Annotated in this window: 18 protein-coding genes and 1 pseudogene; 9 read left to right on the top strand and 10 right to left on the bottom strand. The window is 72.2% G+C overall.

Annotation, left to right across the window (positions count from 1 at the left end; translation table 11 throughout):
- Window positions 1–33: 33 nt before the first annotated feature.
- On the top strand, window positions 34–1,551 hold the full coding sequence (locus AB0912_RS32225; protein WP_366706165.1) for a glutamate--cysteine ligase: 1,518 nt from the start codon (window positions 34–36) through the stop codon (window positions 1,549–1,551).
- 115 nt (window positions 1,552–1,666) lie between these two features.
- On the opposite strand, the gene AB0912_RS32220 is transcribed toward AB0912_RS32225, so the two are convergent.
- Window positions 1,667–3,433, bottom strand: coding sequence for a substrate-binding and VWA domain-containing protein (locus AB0912_RS32220; protein ID WP_366706163.1), 1,767 nt, complete (start codon window positions 3,431–3,433; stop codon window positions 1,667–1,669).
- 187 nt (window positions 3,434–3,620) lie between these two features.
- Between AB0912_RS32220 and AB0912_RS32215 the strand changes: the two genes are divergently transcribed.
- The gene (locus AB0912_RS32215) at window positions 3,621–4,421 is read left to right on the top strand and encodes a type II CAAX endopeptidase family protein (RefSeq protein ID WP_366706161.1); all 801 of its coding nucleotides are present in this window, start codon (window positions 3,621–3,623) and stop codon (window positions 4,419–4,421) included.
- A 150-nt stretch (window positions 4,422–4,571) separates the two neighbouring features.
- On the opposite strand, the gene AB0912_RS32210 is transcribed toward AB0912_RS32215, so the two are convergent.
- Window positions 4,572–5,381 carry a PhzF family phenazine biosynthesis protein gene (locus tag AB0912_RS32210; protein ID WP_366706159.1) on the bottom strand — a complete coding sequence of 270 codons (810 nt, stop codon included), beginning with the start codon at window positions 5,379–5,381 and terminating at the stop codon, window positions 4,572–4,574.
- A gap of 210 nt (window positions 5,382–5,591) precedes the next feature.
- On the opposite strand from AB0912_RS32210, the gene AB0912_RS32205 reads away from it, so the two are divergent.
- Window positions 5,592–6,257 (top strand): PadR family transcriptional regulator, encoded by a 666-nt coding sequence (locus AB0912_RS32205; RefSeq protein WP_366706157.1) that lies wholly within the window; start codon window positions 5,592–5,594, stop codon window positions 6,255–6,257.
- A 108-nt stretch (window positions 6,258–6,365) separates the two neighbouring features.
- On the opposite strand, the gene AB0912_RS32200 is transcribed toward AB0912_RS32205, so the two are convergent.
- Entirely contained in the window at window positions 6,366–6,794 is a 429-nt protein-coding gene (locus AB0912_RS32200) for an SRPBCC family protein (protein ID WP_366706155.1), read from the bottom strand.
- Window positions 6,795–7,094: 300 nt separating this feature from the next.
- Here AB0912_RS32200 and AB0912_RS32195 point away from each other — a divergent pair, with 300 nt between their 5' ends.
- The 3 genes from AB0912_RS32195 (at window position 7,095) to AB0912_RS32185 (ending at window position 9,942) form a co-directional block, all read left to right on the top strand.
- Complete coding sequence (locus tag AB0912_RS32195) at window positions 7,095–7,673, top strand: Clp protease N-terminal domain-containing protein (protein WP_366706153.1); 579 nt, start codon at window positions 7,095–7,097, stop codon at window positions 7,671–7,673.
- Window positions 7,674–7,725: 52 nt separating this feature from the next.
- Window positions 7,726–8,730, top strand: a complete 1,005-nt coding sequence (locus AB0912_RS32190; RefSeq protein WP_366706151.1) for an EamA family transporter — start codon at window positions 7,726–7,728, stop codon at window positions 8,728–8,730.
- Between the two features lie 201 nt (window positions 8,731–8,931).
- On the top strand, window positions 8,932–9,942 hold the full coding sequence (locus tag AB0912_RS32185; RefSeq protein WP_366706149.1) for an EamA family transporter: 1,011 nt from the start codon (window positions 8,932–8,934) through the stop codon (window positions 9,940–9,942).
- A gap of 82 nt (window positions 9,943–10,024) precedes the next feature.
- On the opposite strand, the gene AB0912_RS32180 is transcribed toward AB0912_RS32185, so the two are convergent.
- Window positions 10,025–10,711 carry a pyridoxamine 5'-phosphate oxidase family protein gene (locus tag AB0912_RS32180; RefSeq protein WP_366706147.1) on the bottom strand — a complete coding sequence of 229 codons (687 nt, stop codon included), beginning with the start codon at window positions 10,709–10,711 and terminating at the stop codon, window positions 10,025–10,027.
- 35 nt (window positions 10,712–10,746) lie between these two features.
- Between AB0912_RS32180 and AB0912_RS32175 the strand changes: the two genes are divergently transcribed.
- Entirely contained in the window at window positions 10,747–12,078 is a 1,332-nt protein-coding gene (locus tag AB0912_RS32175) for an aminotransferase class I/II-fold pyridoxal phosphate-dependent enzyme (RefSeq protein WP_366706145.1), read from the top strand.
- A 156-nt stretch (window positions 12,079–12,234) separates the two neighbouring features.
- Here AB0912_RS32175 and AB0912_RS32170 read toward each other — a convergent pair whose 3' ends face one another.
- On the bottom strand, window positions 12,235–13,194 hold the full coding sequence (locus AB0912_RS32170) for a DMT family transporter (protein WP_366706143.1): 960 nt from the start codon (window positions 13,192–13,194) through the stop codon (window positions 12,235–12,237).
- A gap of 74 nt (window positions 13,195–13,268) precedes the next feature.
- On the opposite strand from AB0912_RS32170, the gene AB0912_RS32165 reads away from it, so the two are divergent.
- Complete coding sequence (locus AB0912_RS32165; protein ID WP_366706141.1) at window positions 13,269–14,171, top strand: LysR family transcriptional regulator; 903 nt, start codon at window positions 13,269–13,271, stop codon at window positions 14,169–14,171.
- A 133-nt stretch (window positions 14,172–14,304) separates the two neighbouring features.
- Here AB0912_RS32165 and AB0912_RS32160 read toward each other — a convergent pair whose 3' ends face one another.
- Window positions 14,305–14,772 (bottom strand): pyridoxamine 5'-phosphate oxidase family protein, encoded by a 468-nt coding sequence (locus AB0912_RS32160; RefSeq protein WP_366706139.1) that lies wholly within the window; start codon window positions 14,770–14,772, stop codon window positions 14,305–14,307.
- Between the two features lie 151 nt (window positions 14,773–14,923).
- Here AB0912_RS32160 and AB0912_RS32155 point away from each other — a divergent pair, with 151 nt between their 5' ends.
- On the top strand, window positions 14,924–15,562 hold the full coding sequence (locus AB0912_RS32155; protein ID WP_366706137.1) for a cysteine hydrolase: 639 nt from the start codon (window positions 14,924–14,926) through the stop codon (window positions 15,560–15,562).
- Window positions 15,563–15,601: 39 nt separating this feature from the next.
- Here the strand turns inward: AB0912_RS32155 and AB0912_RS32150 are convergent, their stop codons facing one another.
- The 4 genes and pseudogenes from AB0912_RS32150 to AB0912_RS32135 all read right to left on the bottom strand — a co-directional run.
- A complete protein-coding gene (locus tag AB0912_RS32150) occupies window positions 15,602–16,081 on the bottom strand; it encodes a Rieske (2Fe-2S) protein (protein WP_366706135.1) in 480 nt (159 codons plus the stop codon).
- Window positions 16,082–16,607: 526 nt separating this feature from the next.
- Window positions 16,608–17,504 carry an aminoglycoside phosphotransferase family protein gene (locus tag AB0912_RS32145; protein WP_366706133.1) on the bottom strand — a complete coding sequence of 299 codons (897 nt, stop codon included), beginning with the start codon at window positions 17,502–17,504 and terminating at the stop codon, window positions 16,608–16,610.
- 390 nt (window positions 17,505–17,894) lie between these two features.
- The gene (locus AB0912_RS32140) at window positions 17,895–18,440 is read right to left on the bottom strand and encodes a phosphatase PAP2 family protein (RefSeq protein ID WP_366706131.1); all 546 of its coding nucleotides are present in this window, start codon (window positions 18,438–18,440) and stop codon (window positions 17,895–17,897) included.
- 153 nt (window positions 18,441–18,593) lie between these two features.
- Window positions 18,594–18,794 (bottom strand): annotated as a pseudogene (locus AB0912_RS32135) (ribonuclease BN); the annotation flags it as partial.

The raw sequence follows: 18,794 nt of genomic DNA, 5'->3' as shown, positions 1-18,794 counted from the left end.
CGTCGGCCTGCCCAGACGAGGAGGGACATCGCGATGGGGGAGAAGGTCGTGGCAGGGCCGTTCGACCTGAGCGACCGACAGCGCCACCGCGAGAAGCTCCGGCAGTGTCTGACGGTGCTGGAGAGGCTGCTGGAGGAGAAGCGCTTCGATCGGCCGAAGAACCTGATGGGCCTGGAGATCGAATTGAATCTCGCGGGGCCCGACGGCATGCCGAGAATGATGAATGCGGAAGTACTGGAACGGATTGCGAGCCGTGATTTCCAGACAGAACTCGCCATGTTCAACCTGGAAGTCAACATCGCCCCACACCGATTGGGCGGCCGGGTATTCGACCGGCTCGCCGAGGAGCTGCGCACCTCACTCGCCTACGCCCATCGAAAGGCCAGCGAGGTCGACGCGGGAATCGTGATGATCGGCATCCTGCCGACGCTCGGCCAGGACGACCTGGTCTCCGCGAACCTGTCCGACGTGGACCGGTACGCGCTGCTCAACGACCAGATCGTCGCCGCGCGCGGTGAGGACTTTCCGCTCGACATCGACGGCGTGGAACGCCTGGTCTGCCGCTCCGGGTCGATCGCGCCCGAAGCCGCCTGCACCTCCGTCCAGTTGCACCTCCAGGTCACCCCGGGCCGCTTCGCGGACGTGTGGAACGCGGCGCAGGTGGTCGCCGCCCCGCAGGTCGCCGTCGGCGCCAACTCGCCCTTCCTGTTCGGCCACGAGCTGTGGCGGGAGTCGCGGCCCCCGCTCTTCCAGCAGTCCACCGACACCCGCCCGCCCGAACTGAAGGAGCAGGGCGTGCGGCCCCGTACGTGGTTCGGGGAACGGTGGGTCACCTCGGCCTACGAACTCTTCGAGGAGAACCTGCGGTTCTTCCCGCCGCTGCTGCCCATCTGTGACGACGAGGACCCGCTCAAGGTCCTGGAGGCGGGCGGGGCGCCCAAGCTCGCCGAACTCGTGCTGCACAACGGAACCGTCTACCGGTGGAACCGGCCGGTGTACGACGTCGCCGACGGCGTTCCCCATCTGCGGGTCGAGAACCGGGTGCTGCCCGCCGGACCGACCGTCACCGATGTCGTCGCCAACGCCGCCTTCTACTACGGGCTGGTGCGCGCGCTGGCCGAGGAGTCCCGGCCGGTGTGGACGCGGCTGCCCTTCGAGGCCGCCGCCGCCAACTTCGACGCGGCCTGCAAGTACGGCATCGAGGCGCGCCTGGAGTGGCCGCGGCGCGGCCGGCACGGCGGCACCACCCAGGTGGACGCGGCGAACCTGATCCGCGACGAGCTGCTGCCGCTCGCCGCCGCGGGACTGGACGCCTGGGGCGTCGAAGCCGCCGACCGTGACCTGTACCTCGGTGTGATCGAGGACCGGTGCCGGCTGCGCGCCAACGGGGCCACCTGGCAGGCCGCCACCTTCCACCGGGCCCTGGAGAAGGGCCTCGGACGGGACGCCGCGCTGGCCGCGACGACCCGGCGCTACGGCGAACTCATGCATCTCGGGGACCCGGTGCACACCTGGCCGGTGGGGTTGCCGGAGGCGGTGGCGCTGGGCTGAGCCGCGGGACGACCGGGGTGGAACCGGGCTCCCGGCCCGACCGGGGTGGGGCCCGGCCCCGGCCCGACCGGGGTGGGTCCTGATCCCGGCCGCTGCTCAGGTCGGCCTTGCGGGGTCAGTTCGGGATGCCGGAGCCCGCCGCCACGATCGCCTTGAGCATGACCGCGTGGATCTGGGCCGGATCGTTGACCTGCTGGGCCGAGCCGCCCGTCGCCTTGGCGATCTGGTCGATCTCGTTCTTGTCGGCGTCGGGGCCCACGGCGATCGCGATCAGCGGCACCGGTCGCTCCGGGTCCGTCAGTTTCTGCAGCTCGGCGACGAGTTCGGCGCGCGAGATGCTGCCCGGGTCCTCGTTGGCCCCGTCGGTGAGCACGACCAGCGCGTTGAACTTGCCCTTCGCGTAGGAGGCCACGGCCGCCTTGTACGCGGCCAGCGTGGTGTCGTACAGCCCGGTCGCCCCGTCCGGGACCGGTTCCAGCGAGCTGAAGGCCGACGACAGTTTCTCGCGCTGGGTCCCGGCGCCCCGGGAGTCGCCGAGCCGTGCGGTCGGCACGAGGACGCGGTAGTCCTTGTCGCCGTCGAGCTTGGTGGAGAACTTCCACAGCCCGATCTCGTCCTCGGGGGTGAAGGTGGCGAGGGCCTGGAGCAGGGAGGACCTGGTGACGTCCATCCGGGTCTGGCCGGTCCCGGGCACCCGCTGGCTCATGGACGCGGACGCGTCGACGACCGTGGTGATCCGGGCGCTCTGCACCGTGATCGTCCACATGCCGAGGGCCTCCTGGACCGCCGTGGACGACTCGGGTTCCGTCGCGGTTCGGGTGTAAGGCTGCGGGGAGCTGCCGCCGGCCGCGGCGACCAGGGCGGCGGGCGGGTTCTCCGCGTCCGTGCGGAACCCGTACTTGCGCAGGATCCTCTGCGGCGCGGGCTCTCCCAGCAGGGTCATGAAGCGCAGGGCGGCGCGGCTCTCGTCGGTGCTCAGCCCGGGCTCGTCCACCAGCGTGTACGGGTAGTCGAGGACGGGCGCGCCGTCCTTCGGATAGAACAGGTCGAGGTCCTTGCCCTCGTCGGAGGCGTTGTGCGCGAACGCCGCCTGCTCGGAGAGGATCAGTGCCTGATTGCGCCGCGGGTTGCCCTGTTCGGTGCCGGACTCGTCGCGGGGCAGGGTGTCGAGGACCTGGGTGTCGCTGTCCGAGGTGCGCTGCGACAGGGCCTTGGCCATCGCGGCGGCCTGGGTGTCACCGCCCTTGACCCGGGAGGCCGCCGCGCTGATACGGGTGAGGGCGAGCAGCCCGGTCGAACTGCGGGTCGGATCGGCCGCGCCCAGCTTGAGCTTGTCGTCCCGCGTCGTAGCGCCGACCAGTTCGGTCCACGAGTACGTCTTCTTCGGCCAGCCCAGCGTCTTGGCGGCGGCCGGGACCATGGCGACGCCGACCGGAGTGGAGGCGACGTTGCCGGCGCCGGCCACCCGCGTCGCCGTGGCGGACCCGGAGACGCGCTGCACCCACAGCCCGGAGTCCGGCACCCACACCTGCATGTCGGTCCCCTTGCCGGACTGCAGCGCGTCGGCGACCTTGTACGACTCGCGCGGGCTCACCCGGATGTCGAGGCAACGGCCGTCCGAGGTGATGTCCTTCTCGCGTGCGTAGTCGGCGGTGGCCGTGAGGGCGGGCGCGATGTCCGGCGACGCGGCGACCGTGAGCCGCACGGCGTCGTCCTGGCAGGAGCCGCCGAAGGAGAGCAGTCCGCCGCGGACGGCCACGGCGGTGCCTCCCGCGACGCTCAGGACGAGCACGGTCGCGACGGCCACGGTGCGGCGCCGCGCGCGGACCCGGGGGTCGGCGGTGCCCGCCCGGCGTTCGTCGGGCAAGCTGTGTCGTCCCATGACGGTGTTGTCCCTCCCGAGGTGAGCCTGAGCCGTGAGACAGCCGTAAAACAGGCAAAGGGGGAAGTACACCCCGTACGGCGCCCGTCTCCCCAACGGCCAGTCGCACACGATCTTCGTAACTTCTTTCGAGACCCTAGCGGGACGAAGATGGGGATGAGACGGGATTAGACAACTGGAGGCGGGAGTGCAGGTGGAGGCGGGGTCGGTGGCCGGATCTTTTCCCGAAGAGGGGTCGGCACGACGGATTTTCCGGGACGAGACGCTGCTCGTCCTGGCGCTGTCGCTCGGTGCGAGCGGGGTGTCCGCGCTGATCAGCTTTGTCGGGTCGGTCACCAAACCGGGAGGCTTGAAGGACCAGGCGGCCACTCTCAACGCCTCGGCGGCGCCGGGGCGTCCGTGGCTCGATCTGGCCTGGCAGCTCTTCGGTATCGCGTCGGCTCTGGTGCCCGTCGCGCTCGTCGCGCACCTGCTGATCCGGGAGGGCACGGGCATGCGGGTGATCGGGTTCGACCGCACCCGCCCCTGGCCGGACCTCGGGCGTGGTGCGGTGGTCGCGGCGGTGATCGGCAGTACGGGTATCGCCTTCTATCTGGCGGCACGCGCGTTCGGCGCCAACCTCACCGTGGTGCCCGAGGCGTTGCCGGACGTCTGGTGGAAGTACCCGGTGCTGATCCTCTCGGCGGTGCAGAACGCCGTACTGGAGGAGGTCATCGTCGTCGGCTATCTGCTGCGCAGGCTCGGGCAGTTGGGCTGGACGCCGGGGACCGCGCTGGTGGCGAGCGCGGTGCTGCGCGGCTCGTACCACCTCTACCAGGGCATCGGCGGGTTCGTCGGCAACATGGCGATGGGCGTCGTCTTCGTCTGTCTGTACCGGCGGTGGGGCCGGGTCGGGCCGCTCGTGGTGGCGCACTCGCTCCTCGACATCGGGGCGTTCGTCGGTTACGCCCTGCTCGCGGGCAAGGTGGGCTGGCTGCCGACGGCGTGAGCGCGGGGAACGCATGACGTACGGGGCACGGCCATGACCGAATGATGTAAGGGGCGTACGACCATGTCGTACGCCCCTTACACGTGCCGGGACGCGTGCTCTCGCCACCCGAGTGCGACCGGCCGGGGCGGTACGTCCCTGGTGCCCCCGCTACGCCAGCAGTTCGCCGTCGATGACCGTGACCGCGTGCCCGGTGAGCAGGGTGCGCTCGCCGCGCAGTTCCGTGCGGACCAGGCCGGAGCGGGGGGAGGCCTGCAAGCCGGTGAGGGCCGTGCGGCCGAGGCGCTCGGACCAGAACGGGGCGAGCGCGGTGTGCGCGCTGCCGGTCACCGGGTCCTCGTCGATGCCCACGTTCGGGAAGAAGCAGCGGGAGACGAAGTCGTGGTTTCCGGTGGGGTCTTCGGCGCGGGCGGTCGCGATGATGCCGCGCTCCGAGTAGCGGGCGAGGGCCTTGTGGTCCGGCGCGAGACCGAGCACCGTCTTCTCGTCGGCCACCTCGATCAGCAGGTCACCGGTGTTCGGCCCGGTGTCGAAGGTGGCCAGCGGTTCGGCACCGAGCGCCTCGGCCACGCCGTCCGGGACGGTGACCGGGGTGAGCGGCGCGGTCGGGAAGTCGAGGGTGATCGAACCGTCGTCGCCGGGTGTGGCGATGAGAACGCCGCTGCGCGTGGCGAACCGCACCGGGCCCTGGTGGGCGCCCGTGGTGTGCAGGATGTGCGCGGCGGCCAGCGTGGCGTGCCCGCACAGGGCTACCTCGGTGGTGGGGGTGAACCAGCGCAGCGCCCAGTCGGCCTCGCCGCCGGCGGGAAGGCGGTGCGTGAACGCGGTCTCGGCGTGATTGACCTCCGTGGCCACGCTCTGCAGCCAGGCGTCCTCTGGGAACGAGTCGAGCAGCAGCACCCCGGCCGGATTACCGGCGAAGGGGCGGTCGGTGAAGGCGTCGACGATACGAATGCGCATACCTCGACGCTAACGGGCGCCGCAGACGGGGGACCAAGGCCAATCGGGCGGGGGTGGCCTTTTTGGGGTGGGGCTCGGGGCGGTGGCGGGGGGTGTGGGGCGGGGAAACCTGATCGGTTCGGTACTTCCGGGCAGGGGCTTGTCATGTCGTGCGTGCCGATATATCGTTGACGCATCGCGACCGATCAACGATGGAATGGAGTGATTGCGATGCGTTCCCGTGGAGAAGACTTCGGATACGAGCATGAACACGGACATGGACACCGCGGCGGGCCCGGCCATCGGGGTCGGGGCGGCTTCGAGGGGCGGCGGGGGGCTTTCGGGCCCTTCGGGCCGGGGGGACCCGGCGGCGGCCCCGGTGGTCCCGGCTTCGGTGGGCCCGGGTTCGGTCCCGGCCCCTGGGGCGGGCGTGGCGGTCGGGGCGGACCGCGGGGGAGGGCGCGGCGCGGCGACGTGCGCGCGTCGATCCTCGCTCTGCTCAAGGACCGGCCCATGCACGGTTACGAGATGATCCAGGAGATCGCCGAGCGCAGCGGCGGGGCGTGGAAGCCCAGCCCGGGTTCGGTGTACCCGACCCTCCAGTTGCTGGAGGACGAGGGCCTGATCACCAGTGAGGCCGAGGGCGGCAAGAAGCTGTTCTCGCTCACCGAGTCCGGCCGCAGCGCGGCCGACGAGGGACCCGACGCGCCCTGGGAAGAGGCCGGGCGCGGGGTCGACTGGGAGACGCTGCACGAGATCCGGCAGGCCGGATTCGGTCTCATGGAGGCCTTCGGCCAGGTCTGGAAGACGGGCAGCAAGGATCAGCGCGACAAGGCGCTGAAGGTCATCAACGAAGCCCGCAAGAAGCTGTACCTGATCCTCGCCGACGAGGACTGACGGCATGCTGTGGTTCCTGCCGGCGCCCCGTGGAAGTGTTTCCGCGGGGCGCCTTTCCGCATACGGGGTGGCGGTCGCCGCCGCGCGCGACGCGGAGCGGCGCGGGGATCAGGCCACCAGTCCGGACAGCTTGCGCAGCGACTCGTCGAGCGCCGCCGTCGCCGAGTCCTTGAGCTTGCCCGCCATCAGCGAGACCGCGGCACCCGTGAACTCGCCGTCGACGCGCACCGACGTGGCGTCGCCGTCCGGGGTGAGGGTGTAGCGCGTGGTCACGATCACGGCCATCGGGCCCTTGCCGCGGATGGCCAGCACGCGGCCGGCCTCCAGTTCCTCGACGGTCCAGACGACCTCGGCGGGGAAGCCCATGAGCTTCATGTTCTCCGCGAACGTGCCGCCCACTTCGAGCTTCTCGGGGCCGCCGTTCGGGAAGTCCGTGTGCGTCGCGTTCCACTCGCCGTACGCCGGCCAGTCCGTGAGCTTGTCCCAGATCTTCTCGGTGGGCGCCTCGATGCGTGCTTCCGCGCTGACTTCGGCCATGCGACCACCCCTTCGTGTCGGGGGCTGCGCCCGGCGCAGCTCCGGTGTCGCGGAACGTAGCCGGGGGTCCCGCAACATTCAATACTGATGAACCGTCAGGAATTGAGGCGGGGAGCAGCGGGGGTGTCCGGCGGGGGCCGGGCAAGGCGGCGCGCGAGAGTCGGGGAAACCGGCCCCGGAATCGGCGCGAAGTCATCCGCAGGGAGGAGGGGACGCACCGGGACGCCCACCCTGTGTCGGACGCCAAGATGCTGCCCGCCGGGGATGTCCCTGCTCCGCGGGGCTGATGAGGTAGGGGTTGTGTTGCCCCGTATCCCTCGGCAGTCCGCCGCCGCGAGCGGCCCGAACCCGAACAGCTCTGACAACGATGCTGGTCTCAGCGCCGAACTGGCCTCGGTGGTCTCCGGTGCGCGAAGACGGGCGCTGCGGGACGGCGACGGGCAGATCGACACCGCTCATCTGCTGCACTCGCTGCTGGAATCCGACCCCGAGGTGCGCGCCGCCTTCGACGGGGGACATCAACTGGCCCGGCTCCTCGGCTATCTGGTGCAGCGCAGCATCGGCTACGGGCTGCGCTGGCAGGGCACCGTCGAGGACTCGGGGGCGGTCCCGGTTGTCATCGAGCCCGGCTGGTCGCCGGCGGCGGCCGGCGCGATGGAGCGGGCGCGGGAGCGTGCCGTGCTGCGCGGCGACGAGCGGGCCCGCGGTCTCGACCTGCTCGCGGCCCTCGTCGCCGACCCCCGCTCACGGGCCGTCGAGGTCCTCGCGCACGCCGGGGTCGACCTCCCGATCCTGAGGGGCGGGGCTACGACGGGAGGGGCGACAACGGGAGGCGCGGGGACGGGGAGGGCCGCGCCGGGGACGGAGTCCAGCCGTTGAGACAGGTGTCATCCGGGGTGACGGTCATGTCATCGCCTGCCATCATGTTGCGGTGCATACGTCTCAGGGGAGTCAGGGCAGCCGGGGCCGAGGGTTCGGTCTCGGCCTCGCCCTCGTGTCGGCGGTCGCCTTCGGCGGATCGGGTGTCGCGGCCAAGCCGCTGATCGAGGCGGGCCTCGACCCGCTCCACGTGGTGTGGCTGCGGGTCGCGGGCGCCGCGCTGATCATGCTGCCGCTCGCCGTCCGGCACCGCGCGCTGGTGAAGCGGCGCCCCGCGCTGCTCGCCGGGTTCGGACTGCTCGGCGTCGCCGGCGTCCAGGCCTGCTACTTCGCCGCCATTTCCCGTATCCCCGTCGGCGTCGCCCTCCTCGTCGAGTACCTCGCCCCCGCGCTCGTCCTCGGCTGGGTGCGGTTCGTGCAGCGCAGGCCCGTCACCCGGGCCGCCGCGCTCGGTGTCGTCCTCGCCGTCGGCGGACTCGCCTGCGTGGTCGAGGTGTGGTCGGGGCTGAGCTTCGACCTCGTCGGGCTCCTGCTCGCGCTCGGCGCCGCCTGCTGCCAGGTCGGTTACTTCGTCCTCTCCGACCAGGGCAGCGACGCCGGGGACGAGGCACCCGACCCGCTCGGCGTGATCGCGTACGGGCTGCTCGTGGGCACCGTCGTCCTGACCGCCGTGGCCCGCCCCTGGACCATGGACTGGTCCGTCCTCGGCGGCAGCGCGGACATGAACGGCACCTCCGTCCTCGCCTCGCTGCTCCTCGGCTGGATCGTGCTGATCGCCACCGTCGTCGCCTACGTCACCGGCGTGCTCTCGGTGCGCCGGCTCTCCCCGCAGGTCGCGGGCGTCGTGGCCTGCCTCGAAGCGGTGATCGCCACCGTCCTCGCCTGGGTGCTGCTCGGCGAGCACCTCTCCGCACCCCAGATCATCGGCGGCGCGGTCGTCCTGCTCGGCGCGTTCATCGCGCAGTCGTCCGCACCGGCGAAATCCTCCGACGGGCCCGTGGCCGGCGGCGCGGGCGACTCCGAAAGGGAGTTGTCGGCCCACGGAACCGCCGTCTAGGGTGCGGATCATGCCCGCCACACTCGTTCTTCCGCCTCCGGCCGCCTGACGCGGGCGTTCCGGAACCCGCCCGGCCGCGCGCCGGGCTGAACGGCGCTGCCCGCAGAAGAAGTCCGAGGACCTTTCCGTACGCCCCGCCGACACGGCCGGGACGACGACGTGGTCCCTTCCCGAACTTCTGCGGAACTGCGGAGAGAACACGTGTCGCACAAGAACATCGCTTCCGGCCTGCCCATCGGGCGAGGCCTGCTCTGTCTGATCGTCGCCGGTGCCGCCTGGGGCACCGCGGGCGCGGCGGCCTCCCTCGTCTACCGAGCCGGTGACATGGGGCCGGTCGCCCTCTCCTTCTGGCGCTGCGCGGGCGGACTCGCCCTGCTGCTCGCCGCACGCGCGTGGCCGGGAAGCCGCCCCGCCCGCCCGACGGTCAGGCAGCCCCTCGGCTCCAGGGCAGTGCGGATCGGCCTCACCGGCCTTGGGCTCGCGGTCTTCCAGACCGCCTACTTCGCCGCCGTCGAGGCGACCGGCCTCGCGGTGGCCACCGTCGTCACGCTGGGCGCGGGACCCGTTCTCATCGCCCTCGGCGCACGGCTCACCCTGGGGGAACGGCTCGGATTCGGCGGGGGCCTCGCCGTCGTCGGGGCCCTCGCGGGTCTCGGTGTCCTGGTGCTGGGCGGCGGGGGCGCGACCGTACGTCCCGGCGGTGTCGTGCTCGCCCTGCTGTCCGCGGCCGGCTACTCCGCCATGACGCTGCTCACCCGCCGATGGGGGCGCGACGGCCGGACCGGCGGTTCCGCCACGACGGTGGGGGCGTTCGCCGTCACCACGGTCTGCCTGCTGCCGTTCGCGCTGGCCGAGGGGCTGACGCCGCACACCGCGCACCCGGTCGAGGTACTGGCGCTGCTCGCGTACATCGCCGCCGTCCCGACGGCCCTCGCGTACGCCCTGTTCTTCGCCGGTGCCGCGGTCGTCCGCTCGGCGACGGTGTCCGTGATCATGCTGCTGGAACCGGTCAGCGCGGCGGTGCTCGCCGTGGCCCTCCTCGGCGAACGGCTCACCCTGCCGACCGTCGCCGGCACGCTGCTCATGCTCGGCTCGGTCGGGGGACTCGCAGTAGCGGAGACACGGGCGGCGAGTGCGGGGCGCCGGACGGGGGCGGAGACGCCGACGGAGGGGGAGACGCCGACGGAGGGGGAGACGGTCGCGCTCGTTTGAGGCGTGGGTGGGAGCGCAGGCGGGGCCCGTGGAAGACGCCCTGGCGGGGTCCGTACGGGCGCCCCGCCCGGCGAGTGTGCCGTCAGCCGGCCAGGTAGGCGGGCAGGTCGATGTCCGGTGCCAGGTCGGCCGCCGGGACCGGGGTGCCGTGGCCCTTGGTCAGGGGGATCACGCCCGTCCAGTACGGGAGGCCGAGGTCCTCGGCGTCGTCGTTCGGGCCGCCGGTGCGCAGCTTCGCGGAGACCTCGTTCAGGTCGAGGCTGATCACGGCGGTGGCCGCGAGTTCCTTGGCGTTGGCGGGCCGGGAGTCGGCCGAGCGGCCCGGGACGACGTGGTCCACCAGCGCGTCCAGCGCCACGCGCTTCTCCTCGGGGTCCGTCACCTGGTGGGCGATGCCGTGCACCACCACGGAGCGGTAGTTGATCGAGTGGTGGAAGGCCGAGCGGGCCAGGACCAGTCCGTCGACGTGCGTCACCGTGAGGCAGACGGCCAGTCCGGGATCGGCCTGGCCGGTCATCCGCAGTGGGCGCGATCCCGTGGAACCGTGGACGTAGAGACGCTCACCGACCCGCGCGTAGAGCGTCGGGAGGACGACCGGGGCGCCGTCGCGGACGAAGCCGAGGTGGCAGACGTATCCCTCGTCGAGTATCGCGTGGACCAGCTCGTGGTCGTAGGCGGCGCGATCCTTGGAGCGGGTGGGGACGGTGCGGTCGGTCGGGGTGTAGGCAGCGGACTGCGTCGTCCTCGGCTGGGTGCTCGTCTCCGGCATTGCCTTCTCCATTGTACTAGTGCATAATCTGGTTTGTGCTAGGAGAGTATCGGATCGAGGGACGGCGTGCAGCCGATATCGCCGCCAGCGTCGAGCGCGCGGTCGGCTCGGGAGAGCTGGAACCGGGGCAACTGCTGCCACCGATGCGGGAGTTGGCCGAGCGGCTCGGGGTCAATCCCAATACGGTCGCGGCCGCCTACCGGACACTGCGAGAGCGCGGGGTCATCGAGACCGCGGGCCGGCGGGGCAGCAGAGTGCGGTCGAAGCCGGCCACCACCGGGCGCGAGTACGTCCGTGTCGAGGTCCCGGAGGGGGTGCGCGACGTGGCCCACGGCAACCCCGACCCCGCGCTGCTGCCCTCCCTGGCCGAAGCCTTCGCGGCGGCGGGCCGGCAGGCCGACAATCACCCCGTGCGCTACGGGGAGGACGCCGTGGAGCCGGAGTTGGGGAGACTCGCCCGCGCCGACCTCGACGCGGACGGGGTGCCGGACGGGCCCGTGATGGTCACCTCGGGATCGCTCGACGCCATCGAACGGGTCCTCGCCGCGCACCTCAAGCCCGGTGACGCGGTGGCTGTCGAGGACCCCGGCTGGGGCAGCGTGCTCGACCTCGCCCCGGCGCTCGGGCTGCGTACCGTCGGAGTCGGGGTCGATGACGAGGGTCCGCTGCCCGACGACGTACGGCGTGCGCTGGCCGGCGGGGCGCGGGCCCTGATCGTCACCGACCGGGCGCAGAACCCCACCGGGGCCGCGGTGACCGCCGCACGCGCGCGTGCCCTGCGGTCCGTGCTCGCCGACCACCCCGAGACCCTGCTGATCGAGGACGACCACGGTCACCGGATCGTCGATCTGCCCCTGCATCCGCTCGCCGGTGTCACGCGGCACTGGGCGTTGGTCCGGTCCGCCGCGAAGGCCTACGGTCCCGACCTGCGGCTCGCCGTGCTGACCGGGGATGCCGTCACCATCGACCGCGTGCACGGAAGGCAGCGGCTCGGGCCCGGCTGGGTGAGCCGTCTGCTCCAGAGGGCGGTGGTCCATCTGTGGACCACCGGCGCGGTCGACGCCGTCGCGGTGTCGGACGCCTACCGGCGGCGCCGCGACGCGCTGATCTCCGCTCTGCGGACGCGCGGGGTCGCGGCGTACGGGCGGAGCGGAATGAACGTCTGGATCCCCGTCCCGGACGAGACCGGCGCCGTCGCCCGGCTGCTGCACGCCGGCTGGGCGGTGGCACCCGGCGCCCGCTTCCGCCTCGGCGCGCCGCCCGGAATCCGGATCACCGTCTCGACGCTGGGCCCCGACGACATGGACCCGCTCGCCGACGCCGTCGCTTCCGCGGTGGAGCCTGGCCCTGCGCGGCGTTATGTGTGATGCGGGTGATGGCGTCGGGGGGGGGGAGGGGGGCGAATGGGGGAGGGGCGCCTGGGTGTCGGGTGCCGCTCAGGTTCCCTCCGGGGTCCCTCCAGCGCCCTCGCCCGCCGCCAGCCAGGCCCCGTACCCCGTACCTCCGCCGCCCCCTCGTCTCCCTCAGCTCCGAGGTCTCACCTGCGTGAGCGCCGCCCCCGCCAGCACGATTGCCGCGCCGACCGGTGTCGACCAGCTCAGTGACTCGCCGAGGATCGCGACCCCTGCGGCGGTGGCGATGACCGGGATGAAGTACGTGACCATCTGGCCGGTCGTCGGGCCGACCTCGGCGACGATGCCGTACTGGAGGAAGATCGCGAAGCCGGTGCCGAGCGCGCCCAGAGCGATGATCGCGAGCAGCGGAACCACCGGGAAGTGACTCGGCAGGGTGGTGAACAGTGGCGTGACGACGGCGAGTTGCACGGTCGCCAGCAGCAACTGCGCGCCGGTCATCGACAGATGCGAGGCACCGGTGCCGGCCAGCGTGCGGCGGACGTAGATCCAGCCGACCGGATAGCTGAGCGAGGCGAGCAGTGCCATCGCCGTGCCGGTGGCGTCCAGGCCGTGGAACCCCTGCCAGACGCCGAGAACCGTCAGGACGCCCAGGAAGCCGACGCCCAGTCCGGCGACCCGAACCCGGGTGGGCCGGTCCTCGGAGAGGGCGACCAGTGAGAGGGCCATGCCCCACAGGGGTGAGGTCGCGTTGCAGATGCCGGCCAGCGTGGACGGGATGGTCAGCTCGGCGTAGGCGAACAGGGAGAACGGCAGCGCGTTCAGCAGGAGGGCCGCGACCGCGAGGTGACCCCAGGTGCGCGCGCCGCGCGGCAGCCGCTCCCGCTTCACCGCCATCGCGGCGATCAGGACCGCCGTCCCGAACAACAGCCTGCCGAAGGTCACCTGGAACGGCGCGTAGCTCTCCGTGCCGACCTTGATGAGCAGAAAGCTGAAGCCCCAGATCAGGGACAGGACGCCGAACCTGACGCGCCAGTCGAGCGCGGCGCGGGGGCGGCCGGGGGTGCTGGTCGGTGAGGCGTTCTGAGACGCGGTGCGGCGTGCGGCGCGGGGTGTGGCGGCGGTGGTCATGGGTCAACGATGAGGCACAACGATCTCGTAGCACAAGGGAGATTTTTCGAGCGGTATCTCGTAGCATTGCTTACATGTTGAATCTGGAGCGCCTGCGCACCCTCGACGCCCTCGCGCGGCACGGCTCGGTGAGCGCGGCGGCCGAGGGACTGCACGTGACGACCTCGGCCGTCTCCCAGCAGATGTCCAAGCTGGAGCGCGAGGTGGGACAGCAACTGCTCGCCAAGAACGGCCGGGGTGTGCGTCTCACCGACGCCGGACGGCTGCTCGCCGACCACGCGGCGCGCATCCTCTCGCAGGTCGAGCTGGCGCAGTCGGACCTGGAGGCGCAGCGCGGGAAGGTGGTGGGCGAGCTGCGGCTTTCGGCGTTCCCGACCGCGGCCCGCGGACTGTTCCCGGCGGCACTCGCCGCGCTGCGAGCCGAGCATCCCGGACTGCGGTTGCGCTCCTGCGAGTTGGAGCCGGAGGCCGGGGTCGCGGGTGTGGTGCGCGGCGACCTCGATCTGGCGGTCGTGCTCGACTGGCACAACAAGCCGATGCCGCTGCCCGACGGTCTGGTGAAGGCGTCGATCCTGGACGACCCCGCCGATGTGGCGATGCCGGCCGGTCACCGCCTCGCGGGCCGGGACGAGGTGGACCTCGGTGAGTTCGCGGACGACGAGTGGATCACCTGGAACGAGGGGGAGTTCTGCCACGAGTGGCTGATGTTCACACTGCGCTCCAAGGGCGTCGAACCCCGGGTCGGACACCGCGCCGCGGAGACCCACACCCAGCTCGGCCTGGTCGCGGCCGGACTCGGCGTGTGCGTGGCCCCGCTCCTCGGGCGCCATCCGGTGCCCGAGGGCGTCGTCACGGTCCCGGTCCGCCCGCGGGTACGCCGGCATGTCTACGTGGTGTGGCGTGCCGACGCCGACCGGCGGCCGTCGATCAGAGCGGCCGTGGACGCCCTCCGCAGGGCGGGCGAAGCCGTCAAGTGACCTGGTGGGGCTCGGTTGTCCGGTGCCAGTGAGGGAGGGGCGTTCGGGTACAGCCGTGGGGGTGCGTTCGGCTAGGGGAGGGGTGGGGAGGGGAGCGGTGCTCGGCTAGGGGCGAGGCGGTGAGGGTGCTCGGCTACATCGGGGGCAGCTTGCGGAAGTCCCAGGAGGCGATGGCGTCCGGCGTCAGCCGCATCCACGCGTGCCGCCCGTCGTGCGGCATCTCCTCCAGGCCGAAGTACTTCCGGGTGAACAGCGTCTCCGGGACGTCGAGTTCGGCACACAGCTCCCCGGTCCGCGGCGACTCGCCCACGAACTCGACGGTGCCGGACAGCTCCACGCCGCGCAACTCCCCGTACTCCTCGCCGGAGTCGATCACCACGGCGACCCGCGGGTCGTTGCGCAACTGCACCCAGCGCTTGCTGCGCACCACCGAGTAGAGCCACAGCGAGGTGCCGTCCCAGGTGAACCAGAGCGCGCTGACGTGCGGGACACCGTCCTTCGACACGGACGCGACCCGGCAGGTGCGCTGGGTGGTGAGGAACTCGTCCAGTTCACCGGCGGTCATCATGATCTTCCGGCCTCGGCGCTGCGTGACGGCCATGCGGTCCCCTCGTCCTGTGTCTGTCGGCCCGCCCGTACGGGCCAGGGTGTTCAACGTCCTGACGTTCCGTCAGAAAAGCATGAGGCGTCTTCCGTCCGCACGCAATGGTCGTTACGCTCGCCCGCCCCGACCCGCGACGACAAGGAGAGCCATGCCGTCGTTCGAGCACCTCAGAGAACTCCTCGACCCCGCCGGCACGGTGCTGCTCACCATCGAATGCCAACAGGGTGTCGTGGGCCAGGACAGCGCGCTACCCGAACTCGCCAAGGAGGCACGCTCGTCCGGAGCGCTCGCCCGGGTGGCCCGGCTGGTCGACGCGGCCCACGAGAGCGGTGTGCAGGTCGTCCACGCCGTCGCCGAACGGCGCCCGGACGGGCGCGGCGCCAACCGCAACGCCCGGCTCTTCCGCGCGGCCGAACGCCTGCCCGTACAGCAGCTGACCGGCACCACGGCGGTGCGGATCGCGCCGCCCATCGAGGTCGCCGAGGAGGACCTCGTCGTACGCCGGCTGCACGGACTGTCGCCCATCGCGGGCACCGACGTCGATCCGCTGCTGCGCAACCTGGGCTGCCGCACTCTGGTCGTGACCGGGGTCTCGGCCAACATCGCCGTCCCCAACGCCGTGTTCGACGCCGTGAACCGCGGCTACACCGTCGTCGTACCGGCGGACGCCATCGCGGGGGTGCCCGCCGAGTACACGCCCGCCATGATCCGGAACACCCTCGCGCTGGTCGCCACCATCACGACCACCGACGACGTCATCGCCTGCTTCAAGGGACCCCGCCGGTGACACCCCGTGCCGTACGCGCGGCCACGGCACCGCGCGCCGTCACGCGAGCTTGATCGAGTCGCCCTCGACGGTGATCTTCGCGGCGGGGAGGGCCTTGGTCGCGGGCCCCTTCTTCACGCTGCCGTCGGTGGCCGAGAACTGGCTGCCGTGGCACGGACAGGTGATCACGCCGTCCGCGATGCCCTTGACGGCACAGCCCTGGTGCGTGCACTTGGACGAGAAGGCCTTGAAGGAACCGGCCGCGGGCTGGGTCACCACGACACCCTGGTCGGCGAAGACCTTGCCGCCGCCCTCCGGGATGTCGGCGGTCTTCGCGAGTTCGGTGCCTCCGCCGGCTCCGCTGTCCGTGCCGCCCGAACTGGAGCCGCCGGTCCCGCCGTCGCCGGGGTTCACGGTGTCGGAGGCCTTGTCGTCCGAACCGCACGCGGTCAGCGCCACGGCGAGTCCCGCCGCGCCGACCGCCGCCACGACGGTGCGCCGCGCCGGTCCCGACACGGGGTGAAGCGATTCGCTGGTCATGCTGACGTTCCCTTCGACAGACGTGAGATGGGTCTGATCAGAAGTACGGCCCAGCCGTCCGGGCTGTTCAGGGCGGGAGCACTTCGATGTGTCGGCCGACGGCGGCCGGCTGACGGCGCCGGCTTCCGGCGACCGACGGATAGCCGTCGGCGACCGCCGGCCGACGTGTCGACGGCTGCCGACCGACGACCGCTGACCGACGGGTAGCGGCCTGCGGTCCGAGGCCAGCACCCGGCGGCGGTCGGCGACGGAGTCGACGGGGCCCTTGTCGGCAGTCCGCTACTTCCTCGTCGCCGTCGCCGTCGCCGTCGCCGTCGCCCGCGCTGCCCGGCGCACCGGACACCTCCGGCGCGGCGGGCCGCGGCGCCCGCTCCCGGGTGGATGTCCCCGGTGGTCGTCGCTCATGGTGGTGACGCTACGGTCTCGTCCCACGGCGGGGCGTGACCGGCCGATTCGTGTCGGCGGACGGCCCCTCGTCGGCGTACCGGAGACGTCCAACGCGCCGCCAGGTGTCGTCAAGGCACGATCACACGCGGTCCAGGGCACGGTCGAGGGCCGCGCGGCCGACGGGTCCCCAGGCCGGCTTGCCGCCGGGGAGGCCCTGTTCTCCGTTCCTGCCCATCAGCATGAGGAACAGAGCCTTCAAGGTGGCCAGTCCGCGGGCGCGCCGGATCGTCGCCTCGTCCCCGCGCGCGTACACGTCGAAGAACCGGGGAGCGGCCCCCGCTGGAAGGAGCACCCAGGCGGCCGCCAGGTCCCAGGCCGGATCACCGGCGAACAGGTCGCCGAAGTCGATCACGCCGGAGAGCGTGCCGTCCGTGACGACGACGTTCGCGGGATGCAGGTCACCGTGCGCCCACAGCGGCGGGCCCTCCCACCCGGGAGCGGCGACGGCGTCGTCCCAGACCGCCCGGACCGCGCCGGCGTCGTCGTCAGGCGCGACGGCTCGGAAGAAGTGGTCGAAGCCGTCCGAGCAGTCCCTGGGGGGAGCGCCACGGTCGGAGCCGGCGGGTGCGTCGGCGGGCGCTTCCCGATGGAGCGCCCTGAGGAAGCGCGCCAGCGTCTCGGCGGCGTGGTCGGCGCGGCTGATCGCGGCCAGGTCCAGCGGCTCGCCGGGGACCCACGTCATGACGGTCCAGGGCTTCGGGAAGCGGGCGGACGGTTCGCCGGTCCGGACGGGGTGCGGGACAGGGAGCGGCAGACGCGGGGCCAGGACGGGCAGCCAGCGGCGCTCCTTGCGCTGGAGATCAGGCGCACGGTCGGTACGCGGCATCCGCACGGCCAACTCGTCTCCGAGGCGCCACTGTCCGTTGTCCCAGCCGCCCGTCACCTCGCGGATCGTGAGGCCCGCGAGGTCCGGATGCTGTTCCCGCAGCAGGTCGCGGACGAGGTCGGCGGTGATCTCGATCGTGGAGTCGGTCATGCGACGTCACGCTACCCATGTGCCGGGCCACACCCGGGCGCGAGGCCACGCCGCTTGGGGGCGCCACCTCGGGCACCCTCCTCCGCGGTCGAGTGCAAGTCCTTCTCCGCGACCGAGCGGACGGTCTCCGCGCCGGGCGAGGGCAGAGCCCCCTCCGCGATCGAGCGCAAGCCTCCGGCTGTCGAGTTCAGGGAAAGAAGCGAGCCCCCAGGTTCCCGGGCCCCCGCGCACCGCAAGACGCCGTCGGGCAGTGTGTGGCCGCCAGACCATGTACGGCTGCTACGGCCGATGCCGCCTGCCACGCCTGCTACGGCCGATGCCGCCTGCCGCCTGCCACCGCCGATGCCGCCTCCCACGCCTGCCACCGCCCATGCCGGCTGTCACCGCCCGCTACGGCCGGTGCCGCGCGAGACGTGGGGCCTGCCGGACGAGCCAGGCGCTGCCCAGGCCGATCAGGGCGCCGGCGGCGACATCGGTGGGGTAGTGCGCTCCCGACTGCACGCGTTCGACGGCCAGCAGGGCGGCCGGTACCGCGCAGACAGCGGCGACCGTCGGCCAGGCGGGCGCCACGGCGGCGGTGAACGCGACCGCGGCCGCCGTGTGGCCCGAGGGGAAGGAGGAGGAATCGGGCCGGTCCTCGACCTCGTCGTGGTCGATCCATTCCTTGGGCGGGCGGGGCCGGTCGGCGAGCCGCTTGACCACCCCGTTCGAGGCCAACTGCGCGAGCGCGAGCGCGGCGAGCCCGGCTACAGCGGTTCGGCGTCCACGCCGCCCGCCGAAGGCGGACATGAACGCCGCCGCACCGCACCACAGTTTGCTGCTCTCCGCGGTTTCCTCCACCGCTGAGAGCAGCCGGCCGGTGCCGGGAGGGATACGGTCCGCCGCCCGCTGGGTGAGCAGTCGGTCCGCGTCGCGCACATCTGCCATCAGGTCCATGCGCGCCAGGTATCCCCGAGCCACCGCCGTACACCTGCGAAGTCACGCGACTTCCGACGCCGAGGATCAGTCACCGTCCGGCGGCGCGGAGCGCGCCTGGACCTCGCCGCCGGACAACGCGCCGGCGACGGCGGCGGGACGGACGGCCGGAGACTACTCACGGCTCTTGTCCATGTGGCGTACGTCGTCCTCGTCCCACTTGCGGGTGTCGCGCGGCTCCGTATACGGCTCGGCCTGCGGCGGATGGCCCCCGGCGACGGCCCGCTGGCGCACCGCCTCGGCGTCGAACTCCAGGCCCAGCAGGATCGCGAGGTTGCTGATCCACAGCCACACCAGGAAGACGATGACGCCGGC

Origin of the sequence: Streptomyces sp. NPDC007084, from assembly GCF_040703595.1 — a bacterium.
GTDB lineage: Bacteria > Actinomycetota > Actinomycetes > Streptomycetales > Streptomycetaceae > Streptomyces.
This window is presented reverse-complemented; position numbering and strand designations above follow the sequence as displayed.

Coding starts and splice junctions, on each gene's coding strand:
- AB0912_RS32150 (WP_366706135.1), bottom strand. CDS start 16,081: ATGACCAGCGAATCGCTTCACCCCGTGTCGGGACCGGCGCGGCGCACC.
- AB0912_RS32205 (WP_366706157.1), top strand. CDS start 5,592: ATGCGTTCCCGTGGAGAAGACTTCGGATACGAGCATGAACACGGACAT.
- AB0912_RS32200 (WP_366706155.1), bottom strand. CDS start 6,794: ATGGCCGAAGTCAGCGCGGAAGCACGCATCGAGGCGCCCACCGAGAAG.
- AB0912_RS32180 (WP_366706147.1), bottom strand. CDS start 10,711: ATGCCGGAGACGAGCACCCAGCCGAGGACGACGCAGTCCGCTGCCTAC.
- AB0912_RS32155 (WP_366706137.1), top strand. CDS start 14,924: ATGCCGTCGTTCGAGCACCTCAGAGAACTCCTCGACCCCGCCGGCACG.
- AB0912_RS32225 (WP_366706165.1), top strand. CDS start 34: ATGGGGGAGAAGGTCGTGGCAGGGCCGTTCGACCTGAGCGACCGACAG.
- AB0912_RS32220 (WP_366706163.1), bottom strand. CDS start 3,433: ATGGGACGACACAGCTTGCCCGACGAACGCCGGGCGGGCACCGCCGAC.
- AB0912_RS32145 (WP_366706133.1), bottom strand. CDS start 17,504: ATGACCGACTCCACGATCGAGATCACCGCCGACCTCGTCCGCGACCTG.
- AB0912_RS32170 (WP_366706143.1), bottom strand. CDS start 13,194: ATGACCACCGCCGCCACACCCCGCGCCGCACGCCGCACCGCGTCTCAG.
- AB0912_RS32160 (WP_366706139.1), bottom strand. CDS start 14,772: ATGGCCGTCACGCAGCGCCGAGGCCGGAAGATCATGATGACCGCCGGT.
- AB0912_RS32140 (WP_366706131.1), bottom strand. CDS start 18,440: ATGGACCTGATGGCAGATGTGCGCGACGCGGACCGACTGCTCACCCAG.
- AB0912_RS32165 (WP_366706141.1), top strand. CDS start 13,269: ATGTTGAATCTGGAGCGCCTGCGCACCCTCGACGCCCTCGCGCGGCAC.
- AB0912_RS32210 (WP_366706159.1), bottom strand. CDS start 5,381: ATGCGCATTCGTATCGTCGACGCCTTCACCGACCGCCCCTTCGCCGGT.